Source organism: Bacteroides cutis (assembly GCF_900241005.1).
Taxonomy (GTDB): Bacteria; Bacteroidota; Bacteroidia; order Bacteroidales; family Bacteroidaceae; genus Bacteroides; species Bacteroides cutis.
Map to the genome: position 1 here is coordinate 20,448 of NZ_OEST01000011.1, position 10,582 is coordinate 31,029.

Below are 10,582 nucleotides of genomic sequence, written 5' to 3' on the forward strand. Positions count from 1 at the left end.
ATGGAAAAGAAAATATCAATTTCACAAATCAAGGAAGTTGCCCAGCAAGCTTATAGCGAAGTTAAGGGTAACACCGGTGGTAAGAATGCAGACTACATCCCCTATCTTGCCAACATTGATTCCAAACTGTTTGGCCTCAGTATTTGTCTGATGAACGGTCAGACAATTAATATAGGTGACACGGATTACCGTTTCGGTATCGAGTCTGTTTCAAAAGTACACACAGCCATCCTTATCCTGCGTCAATATGGTGCAAAGAAAGTATTGGATATGATTGGTGCCGATGCAACAGGTCTGCCGTTCAACTCCATCATCGCCATTTTATTGGAAAACGACCATCCCTCTACTCCATTGGTAAACGCAGGTGCTATTTCGGCTTGCTCCATGGTACAACCGGTGGGCAACTCCGACAAGAAATGGGATGCCATCGTACAGAATATCACCGAACTTTGCGGTTCTGCACCGCAGCTCATCGACGAACTGTATAAATCGGAAACGGCTACCAACTTCAATAACCGTTCCATTGCATGGTTACTGAAGAATTACAACCGTATTTACGATGATCCGGATATGGCACTCGACCTCTATACCCGCCAATGTTCATTGGGCATCACTGCCCAGCAACTGGCCGTTGCAGCAGGAACAATCGCCAATAACGGTGTGAACCCAGTCACCAAACAGACTGTATTCGAAGCCAGCCTGGCACCGAAGATTACTTCTATGATTTCAACCGTAGGTTTCTACGAACATTCAGGCGACTGGATGTATACAGCCGGAATACCAGCCAAAAGCGGTGTGGGCGGTGGTGTAATGGCCGTATTACCCGGCGTAATGGGCATTTCCGCTTTCGCACCCCCATTGGACATAGCAGGAAATTCAGTCAAAGCGCAAGAGGCAATCAAGTTCATCATGAATAAACTCTCATTAGGAGTATTCAACGGTGACAATGTGACGATTACAGAATAATCTCTCATGCTCTTTTTTCCAAGGTTGCTCCAAACGCGTGATTGCGCATAGGAGCAACCATTTTTATACATAACAGGACATCATTATGAAAATGGCTCTATCAGAATTCGTATTGCGAAAGAAAGGTATCTACGGCATATTGCACATCATCATCCTACTACTTTCGCTATTCTTAGTTATCAGTATTTCTATCGATACATTCAAAGGAATTCCTTTCTATGAACAATCGGTATATATGAAAGTACAGTTATGGATTTGTGCATTATTCCTGGCAGACTTTGTACTGGAATGGGTACTGGCGGAAAACAAAAGACACTATGTAGCTACACATTTCATTTTTTTGTTGGTAGCTATCCCCTACCAGAATATCATTGCTTATATGGGATGGAGTTTTTCACCCGAAATCACCTATATGATACGTTTTATCCCGTTGGTCCGGGGAGGCTATGCCATGGCTATCGTAGTAGGTTGGCTGACATACAACCGTGCATCGAGCTTGTTCGTCTCCTATCTGACGATGTTATTGGCGACAGTTTATTTCGCCAGCCTGGCATTCTACGTTACCGAACATGGAGTTAACTCCCAAGTTACGGATTATGGAGATTCTCTCTGGTGGGCATTTATGGATGTAACCACCATTGGTTCCAATGTCATTGCCGTCACCCCCACCGGACGAGTACTATCCGTACTACTGGCAGCGCTTGGCATGATGATGTTCCCTATTTTTACGGTGTATGTAACGAGTCTGGTGGAACGTCGCAATAAGGAGAAGAAAGAATATTATAAACAGCAGAAGCAACCTGAGACTACTGTAGACAGCTCAGTAAAGGTATAAACGATTTTGCTAAAACTGTTAAAACCTTAACTTTCATTCATCCTTGGGGAACAACTGTTCCATAGTGTTGTTATACACACTGATTTTGAAATTAATTTTCACCTAAAACCTTAACTTATGGCAAATATTAAACAAACAGTGAAGCTGGGAGTATTCACCCTGGCAATCATGAATGTAACGGCTGTAGTTTCACTACGTGGGCTACCGGCCGAGGCCGTTTACGGAATGAGTTCGGCCTTCTACTATTTATTTGCAGCCATTGTCTTCCTTATACCGACATCACTCGTCGCTGCGGAATTGGCTGCCATGTTCCAAGACAAGCAAGGCGGTGTATTCCGCTGGGTGGGTGAAGCCTACGGAAAAAGACTGGGTTTCCTTGCTATCTGGGTACAGTGGATTGAAAGTACAATTTGGTATCCTACAGTTTTGACGTTCGGTGCCGTTTCCATCGCCTTTATCGGCATGAACGACGTACACGACATGTCACTGGCAAATAACAAGTACTATACACTGGTCGTCGTACTCGTCATTTACTGGCTGGCAACTTTCATCTCAATGAAAGGTATGGGCTGGGTAGGAAAAGTCGCTAAAGTCGGCGGTATGGTCGGTACAATTATTCCAGCAGCATTGTTGATTATCCTCGGTATCATTTATCTGGCTACCGGCGGACACTCCAATATGGACTTCCACAGCAGTTTTTTCCCCGATTTGACGAACTTTGATAATGTGGTACTCGCCGCAAGTATCTTCCTCTTCTATGCCGGTATGGAAATGGGTGGTATTCATGTAAAAGACGTAAATAATCCATCCAAAAACTATCCCAAAGCAGTATTCATCGGTGCATTGATTACGGTAATCATCTTCGTACTCGGTACATTCTCTCTGGGTGTCATAATTCCCGCCAAAGACATCAGCTTGACGCAGAGCCTTCTGGTAGGTTTTGACAATTACTTCAGATACATCCATGCTTCCTGGTTATCACCGATTATAGCAATCGCATTGGCATTCGGTGTATTGGCAGGTGTATTGACATGGGTTGCCGGCCCGTCCAAAGGTATCTTTGCCGTAGGTAAAGCCGGTTACATGCCTCCGTTCTTCCAGAAGACCAATAAATTGGGCGTACAGAAAAATATTCTTTACGTACAGGGTATTGCAGTTACGGTATTGAGCCTTTTGTTCGTAGTTATGCCTTCTGTACAGAGCTTCTACCAAATTCTTTCACAGCTGACAGTTATTCTTTACCTCATCATGTATATGTTGATGTTCTCCGGAGCTATCGCATTACGTTATAAGATGAAAAAGTTGAACCGTCCGTTCCGTATCGGTAAGGGAGGTAATGGTTTGATGTGGATCATTGGCGGTCTTGGTTTCTGTGGTTCGTTACTGGCGTTCATATTGAGCTTCATTCCGCCCAGCCAGATTTCTACAGGTAGCAACACGGTATGGTTCTCCGTACTTATCATCGGTGCTCTCATCGTAGTAATTGCTCCGTTCATTATATACGCTGCTAAAAAGCCGTCTTGGGTTGACCCGAACAGCAATTTCGAACCGTTCCATTGGGAAGAGCAACCTGCTGCAAAAGTAACTGACAGCACAGTTACCGCCAAAGTAACAACTACTACTTCAACGGCAAACGGAAGTACTGCAAAAAATTCAGGAAATCCTCCTAAAGGATAAATAGAAACAGACTGAATACAAAAAAGGAATATTCCTCCGTCAGGAATATTCCTTTTTTCTTTTGAATAAATACTAATTATGTAATTGTCACATCAACGAAGTTCTACGCATTTGGGAATTTAAACTCTCCCATGCCTTATGGTAACCATCCTGTAATTCCTGCATTACTTGAGCCACCGTCTGCACTCCTTTTTCATTGAGTAAAGCAGATACCTGCCCTATTTCAAGTTCGCCTTCCTCAAGGTCTCCTTCAAAAATCCCCCGTTTGGCACGTCCTCTTGATAGAAGGATGCGAAGTTCATCTACCGTAGCACCTACAGCCTCAGCAGCTTCTACCGCATCCCGGAAATTATTACGAACCAAACGAACCGGAGACAATTTCTTCAATAATAAACGGGTATCCCCCTCCTTCAAGTGAAGGCAATAATCTTTAAATACCTCGCTGGCAGAACTTTCCTCGGTCAAAGCAAAACGTGTTCCTATCTGAACACCCTCTGCCCCCAACGCATGTACGGCCAAGATAGCTTCACCGGTCGCAATACCTCCGGCTGCAATCAGTGGAAGTGTAGTAGCCGCACGTACGGCAGGTATCAGACACAAAGTAGTCGTTTCTTCCCGTCCGTTATGCCCACCGGCTTCAAATCCCTCGGCAACCACGGCATCCACACCTGCCTCTTCTGCTTTCATAGCAAAAAGTGAGGAAGATACAACATGCGCCACCGTAACTCCCCGTTCTTTCAACCAACCTGTCCACTTCTTCGGACTACCGGCAGACGTAAATACAATACGGACACCTTCATCGACCACAATCTGCATAATTTCTTCTATTTGGGGATACATCAAAGGAATGTTTACTCCAAATGCATGATGCGTAGCGGCACGGCACTTCTGTATATGTTCACGTAGTATTTCAGGATGCATGGAACCAGCCCCCAACAAACCCAAGCCACCGGCATTACTCACTGCCGATGCCAGTCTCCACCCGCTGCACCATACCATGCCGGCTTGAATGATCGGGTATTTTATTCCGAAAAGAGAAGTTATTCTATCCATTGTTTATCGTTTATAATGATTTATCTCATAACAAACAAGGATAGTAAAGAGAAAGTTCACTTTTACTTAGAAGTCGGAGGTTTCCTTTTTACAGTTATCGAATCTCCATAAGTTCGTAATACCTCCAATGTACGCGCACGACGTTTACGACCTTTAAAATTCCAGAACTCACGGGTAAAAGGTGTCATAAGATCCAAGCCACCAATACCTCCACCACCAGCTCCCTGCCAACTCCCCACCGCCATATTGTTAACACGTTCCGTCACTCTATAGCGCAATCCGGTCGCTTCAATCTGCTCTACAGTTTCGCGCAGCCCCGGATCCGATGGAGTTTTCGCCCAATTCGTATAAATAAAGCGTGTTGTAAGTTCCCGAAACGGTTCTCCACGCCATGTATCCTTTTTAATCTCTATTTTCTTCTGATAAATCGGATCCCAGTTATATTTGGTATTTGCCGAATAAGGACGCAATGATAATTTAATCGTTTTTTTAGGTTCTCCCGGCAAAGAGACAGGCAAAGTATCGTCAAAATCCAGCCACGGTTTATTCACAGCCGCTTTCGGGGTACCAAAAGGAGATCCCATGTCAATCTCTTTCAATACGTCCGGATTCAGCTTCACCTCTCCCTCGCCTTTGAGCAACTGTTGTAAACGCAAAGAATCTTGCGTCGTCCAGTTTTGAGCATAACAAGGAAAGGCTACTGCACAAAGCAGCCCCCAAAAAAGAATAAATCGCTTCACCTAATCGTCAGTTTATTTACTAATACCTAATACTTTATACCTCATCCTCCGACAAGTTTACCACCACATATACCCACTTCCGCAAAGTGGCTCGTCATAACAAGGATCGATAGTCCACATAGTACGCGGATATTTACGTCCCTCCCACCAACGGCGATAACGGGTAGCGGCATCCAGCACTTCATCATCAGACAGGAAATAGATACCTTCATAATTTTCTGCATCGGTATGCACCATTTTACACCCCATCGAGGCATTATGCCCAAGACGAATAGTTTCTACCGTCCATAAGATACATTCACCCAAACGCAACTTGCCTCCGGCTGAATAAGATACCGGTGCCAACGGAAAAGAAGGTATCACCGTTAAGTCTTCCGCATACTTCAAGAGACCTTCGATGTCATCTTTGGTAAACTTAGGAACATTATTCAATCCTTCGGGACTCTGAACAGAATATTTTCCTGCCTTCAGTTGCTTTACAAACAAATCTACGTCCGGATGGTTGTAATCCAGCGCTTCATCACCACAAGAAAAAAAGGAGAAGCAGACGAACAGCATCAACAGCATACATCCGCACCTATGTAGTTTTTTATAGAGAGTCTTCATTATAATATTATCTTTAAAGTTAATAAGTCATACGTACACCGCATAACAAATTCAAATTTGTAGCACGTTCCGTTCTCAAAGTTTTTGTTTCCGACTCTGTATCGAAATGATGTGAAACGGAAGGCTCGGCAAACAAAGCAAAACGATCGTTCAGTTTATACCGGATACCTATTCCTGCCGCAACAGACAATTGTACAGGCTCTGCACTAAAACTATTATCAACGGCTCCGGCTATGCATTTCTCCGCAGCCCCACCTACTGTTGCATATAAGTCCACTGTCGAAGTACTTGCCAGCATCACATTCAGTTTCACGGGAATACCTAGAGTATGTAATGTACGGTCTGCATGCAACCGGTTATATTGGATACCCGTTTCCAATGCCAAACGATTGTTCAAAACTCGTTCCATTGTTATACCTGCCGTTAAGGGCATGTGATAATTACCTTTGGGTAAGGATGTTCCGATTGCTGTTTTCAAAGCCCATTTATGTAATTTCGTCCGAGTTTTTAAGTGTGTCGAGTTTGGATCTTCTTCCATGGAAACCGAAGAAGCACTTTCCGGATTTGTATCTGTCGCGCTACCGACACTTTGATACCCATTGCCAGCCTGAGCAGTCAGTCCGTTATTAAAGAAACCATTACCCGTCTGTTGCTGGTTACCGTAAACCCGTTGACTAATAGTAATAGATACCCTAACGGAAACTGTTTCATCTTCCTCCTGTGCAGTCACACTCGCCGGGATACCTGCAGATTGTTTCATACCGGGTTTCTGCGCTACCGGCTCAGTCTGATGAATAGATGGAAAAGTTTCCTGTACTACGTCACCATTCAAACTCCCATCAGGAGTCATGGTGGCAACTTGCGTAAAAGCTTCTTTTATTTCTTCTTTCGGAGAAAAATACCAGAATGCTGCTGATGCGACCCCCAATACAAATATTACCGAAGCCGCCGCGGCTATTCTACACAATCTAGGAGAAAGAAGAAGTGTTTTCCGCTGTCCGGCAGCCGCTTCCGTCTGAGACAAGTCTTTCTGTAGCTTCTCCCAAAAACCATCTTGCACCGTCATTTCCGTGTTGGTTAGACGATTTCGGAATAGTCCGGTTATTTCATCATTATCTCTCATGTTTTGTATATTCTTTAATTCTTTTTGCTAACAAACTCTTGGCACGATGCAACTGCGAAGTAGACGAATGCTCCTTAATATGGAGTAACTCCGCTATTTCCTTGTGAGACTTTTCTTCGAACACATATAAGTTGAATACGGTACGGCATCCATCAGGAAGTTCGGCTACAAATCTCATCAATAATGCTTCAGAAAGGCGGTTACCGTTCTCAGCAATGTATGTATCGTCCGGTACATCAGGAAGCTGTTCTTCGTTCACAACCAATTGGCTGAATCGTTGCCGCTTCCGCAGGTAATCTATGGCTTGCGTCACCATCACCCTCGTCACCCAAGTACTTAACGCACATTCTCCACGAAAAGTAAAGTGGGTAAAGATTTTGATGAAACCATCGTGCAATACATCATGCGCCGCATCTATATCGCCCATATAACGATAGCACACCGCCAACATTTGTTTGGAATAGAGAGTGTACAATTCCTTTCGGGCGGAATCTTTTCCTGCCCGGCAGCCCTCTATCAGTTCTGTTTCGTTTTCCAATGTCAGTGCTCGTTTTTACGGACGCCTCTTTGCGTCGTTTGTTAGTTAGACGCAGCATTCTTCAAAATGCTGCTAAATAAAGTCTAAAAAGAAGTTAAACAACAGAGATCATTTATAACAGAAAACCTCTCATAAGAATTGCTTCACTAAGGCAAACTCATGAGAGGTTTTCCTGTTTCTCTTATTTATTCTCAGCAATACGGTTTCTGCTTTTATCAACACGCTTTAAAACTCATATCCAATCCTTTCACAGAATGTGTCAAAGCCCCGACCGAGATAAAATCCACACCGCATTCGGCATAGTCACGCAATGTATCAAAAGTAATGCCTCCGGATGATTCCGTTTCATAACGGCCAGCTACCATCTCAACAGCTTTCTTGGTCATATCCGGAGTGAAGTTATCAAACATGATACGGTCTACGCCACCTAAGTCGAGCACTTGCTGCAATTCGTCGAAATTACGTACCTCGATTTCTATCTTAAGGTCTTTACCTTTCTCCTTACAATAATCTTTCGCACGAGTTATCGCTTTATCAATGCCCCCCGCAAAGTCTACATGATTGTCTTTCAACAAAATCATATCGAACAGACCGATACGATGATTTACACCACCACCGATCTTTACCGCCATCTTCTCAAGGATACGCATGCCCGGAGTAGTCTTACGGGTATCGAGTACGCGGGTATTCGTACCTTTCAACTTCTCGGCATATTTATGAGTCATGGTAGCAATACCGCTCATGCGCTGCATGATGTTCAGCATCAAGCGTTCAGTCTGCAACAGCGACTGCACCTTACCTTCCACAACCATAGCTACATCACCCGGTTTTACTTCCGCGCCATCATTCATAAAAACTTCCACCTTCATGGTAGGATCAAAACGACGGAACACCTCTTTAGCCACCTCGATACCGGCAAGAATACCGCTTTCTTTAATCAGAAGCTTAGATTTACCCATTGCAGTAGCAGGAATACACGAAAGTGTGGTATGGTCACCATCTCCGATATCTTCGGCGAAAGCCAGGTCAATCAACCTGTCAATCAATTCTTCTTCCTTATTCATTTGTTTTATCTATTCTTATTTGATGTATAACATATTTGTTGTTCACCTTTCTAAAGAAACAATTCACCCGAAAGTTTCCATTTGCAGTCGTCAGAGTACCGATTATAAAACTGGACTCATCCCGCTTTCCCTGATGGTTTACATTAAAACCGCTGACCTTGTTAGTAGAGAAAAATACAGACAACTTACCTTCTGCCGTTCGTTTATCAACATTGTTCGAGCTGTTTTGAACGATCAACTCCACCTTATCACTCAGATACCCGTTCAGTTCCTGAGAGCTTCCTTTTTTAAAGGCCGTCACCACTCCTGCCGGAACATCCTGCGCCATCAGCAAAGTTGTCCAAATAAGGAGAACGGTCAACAAGGAAATTCCTCTTTTTTTCATTTTCACAAGTATTAATGATAGGCAAAGGTAAGCAAATATCGTAAATAACAAGAAAAAAGGACTACTTTCTTTAATTTCACCTTCCATAACATATATTCTACAGAGAAGAAAAAACAAGTTGTAGCCATCCTCTGTTACTATACAAATTCAAATATTATGGAGAAGAATATTTTTAAGTTAGATAATAAGCAACTCAAGGAAATCGCCTGTACATTCCGGGAAAAGGTGGAAGAAGGTTTAAGTAGAGAAAATTGTGAGATACAATGTATCCCTACCTTCATCATCCCGCAAGCAACCGGTACTGATGGAAAAGCATTGGTACTGGATTTGGGAGGGACCAATTACAGAGTGGCAATCGTCAATTTCAGTAAAGGAACATCGTCTATCACGCCCCACAACGGTTGGAAGAAAGATATGTCAATTATGAAATCATCCGATTATACCCGTGAAGAGCTATTCAAAGAGTTGGCTGATCTGATTACCGGAATACAACGAGAAGAAGAAATGCCTATTGGCTATTGTTTCTCCTATCCGGCCCAGTCAATACCGGGAGGAGATGCAATGCTATTACGTTGGACAAAGGGAGTCGATATAAAAGAAATGATCGGGGAACTTATAGGGAAGCCCTTACTCGATTATCTCAATAAGAAAAATAAAATCCGTTTTACAGGTATCAAGGTATTGAACGATACGATCGCCAGTTTATTTGCCGGTCTTACTCATAGTAATTACGATGCCTATATTGGCTTGATTGTGGGTACAGGTACGAATATGGCGACTTTCATCCCGGCTGACAAGATTAAGAAATTAAAAACGGAAAATCATATACAAGGTCTGATACCTATCAATTTGGAATCCGGAAATTTCACTCCTCCCTTCCTCACTCCTGTAGACAATAGTGTCGACGCAACTTCCGACAACTTAGGTAAACAACGTTTTGAGAAAGCGGTATCAGGCATGTACTTGGGAGATATCTTGAAAGCCACTTTCCCATTGGAAGAATTTGAAGAAAAGTTCGATGCACAAAAACTGACCGCCATGATGAATTATCCGGATATTCATAAAGAAGTATATGTGAACGTGGCACATTGGATATACAACCGATCAGCACACCTGGTAGCTGCTTCACTCACAGGGCTTATCATATTATTAAAATCTTATAATCGAGACCTGCGAAAGATCTGTCTGGTTGCCGAAGGCAGTCTTTTCTGGAGCGAGAATAAAAACGGTAAAAATTATCATATCCTTGTGATGGAAAAATTACACGAACTTCTTGATGAGTTCGGGCTTAAAGATGTGGAAGTCCATATCGTCAGTATGGATAATGCCAATTTGATAGGAACAGGTATCGCTGCATTATCCTGAACCCACAACAACTCATTGTCTATATAAATGCACTACAAGAAACTAAGTAGTGACTTATATCTTTATTAAAAAATCAAAATATTATAAAAAGAGGCTGAATTCCACATTTGCACATAGACTCCAGCCCCTTCCAAATAAGAAGTCCTCCTTTTTTAGACAGCCATCACCTGACCGCCTATTACACCTGCAATAGCACTCGCTACAGCAATGATTACCTTCAAAATCTTATC

At 43.1% G+C, this 10,582-nt stretch carries 12 protein-coding genes; 4 read left to right on the top strand and 8 right to left on the bottom strand.

Annotated features, from left to right (window positions below; genetic code table 11):
- The 3 genes from glsA to gadC all read left to right on the top strand — a co-directional run bounded on the left by glsA (position 1) and on the right by gadC (position 3,478).
- Complete coding sequence (gene glsA, locus C1A09_RS15890) at positions 1-966, top strand: glutaminase A (protein ID WP_101546126.1); 966 nt, start codon at positions 1-3, stop codon at positions 964-966.
- Positions 967-1,051: 85 nt separating this feature from the next.
- Positions 1,052-1,801, top strand: a complete 750-nt coding sequence (locus C1A09_RS15895) for a potassium channel family protein (RefSeq protein WP_101546128.1) — start codon at positions 1,052-1,054, stop codon at positions 1,799-1,801.
- Positions 1,802-1,918: 117 nt separating this feature from the next.
- Positions 1,919-3,478, top strand: a complete 1,560-nt coding sequence (gene gadC, locus C1A09_RS15900) for a glutamine/gamma-aminobutyrate antiporter GadC (protein WP_101546130.1) — start codon at positions 1,919-1,921, stop codon at positions 3,476-3,478.
- Between the two features lie 87 nt (positions 3,479-3,565).
- Here the strand turns inward: gadC and C1A09_RS15905 are convergent, their stop codons facing one another.
- The 7 genes from C1A09_RS15905 to C1A09_RS15935 form a co-directional block, all read right to left on the bottom strand.
- Positions 3,566-4,531, bottom strand: coding sequence for an NAD(P)H-dependent flavin oxidoreductase (locus tag C1A09_RS15905; protein ID WP_101546133.1), 966 nt, complete (start codon positions 4,529-4,531; stop codon positions 3,566-3,568).
- Positions 4,532-4,593: 62 nt separating this feature from the next.
- Positions 4,594-5,271, bottom strand: coding sequence for a DUF4858 domain-containing protein (locus C1A09_RS15910; RefSeq protein WP_101546135.1), 678 nt, complete (start codon positions 5,269-5,271; stop codon positions 4,594-4,596).
- Between the two features lie 57 nt (positions 5,272-5,328).
- Positions 5,329-5,877 carry a DUF4943 family protein gene (locus C1A09_RS15915; protein ID WP_101546138.1) on the bottom strand — a complete coding sequence of 183 codons (549 nt, stop codon included), beginning with the start codon at positions 5,875-5,877 and terminating at the stop codon, positions 5,329-5,331.
- 19 nt (positions 5,878-5,896) lie between these two features.
- Complete coding sequence (locus tag C1A09_RS15920; protein ID WP_101546140.1) at positions 5,897-7,000, bottom strand: putative outer membrane beta-barrel protein; 1,104 nt, start codon at positions 6,998-7,000, stop codon at positions 5,897-5,899.
- Positions 6,990-7,538: an RNA polymerase sigma factor gene (locus tag C1A09_RS15925; RefSeq protein WP_101546142.1), complete on the bottom strand. Its 549-nt coding sequence runs from the start codon at positions 7,536-7,538 to the stop codon at positions 6,990-6,992. Before C1A09_RS15925 ends, C1A09_RS15920 begins: the two co-directional genes overlap by 11 nt.
- A gap of 215 nt (positions 7,539-7,753) precedes the next feature.
- On the bottom strand, positions 7,754-8,602 hold the full coding sequence (nadC, locus tag C1A09_RS15930) for a carboxylating nicotinate-nucleotide diphosphorylase (protein WP_101546143.1): 849 nt from the start codon (positions 8,600-8,602) through the stop codon (positions 7,754-7,756).
- Positions 8,595-8,987 (bottom strand): DUF4783 domain-containing protein, encoded by a 393-nt coding sequence (locus tag C1A09_RS15935; protein WP_101546149.1) that lies wholly within the window; start codon positions 8,985-8,987, stop codon positions 8,595-8,597. Before C1A09_RS15935 ends, nadC begins: the two co-directional genes overlap by 8 nt.
- Positions 8,988-9,143: 156 nt before the next feature.
- On the opposite strand from C1A09_RS15935, the gene C1A09_RS15940 reads away from it, so the two are divergent.
- On the top strand, positions 9,144-10,352 hold the full coding sequence (locus C1A09_RS15940) for a hexokinase family protein (RefSeq protein WP_101546145.1): 1,209 nt from the start codon (positions 9,144-9,146) through the stop codon (positions 10,350-10,352).
- Positions 10,353-10,504: 152 nt separating this feature from the next.
- Here the strand turns inward: C1A09_RS15940 and C1A09_RS16415 are convergent, their stop codons facing one another.
- Positions 10,505-10,576, bottom strand: coding sequence for a smalltalk protein (locus tag C1A09_RS16415; protein ID WP_370738759.1), 72 nt, complete (start codon positions 10,574-10,576; stop codon positions 10,505-10,507).
- Positions 10,577-10,582 lie beyond the last annotated feature (6 nt).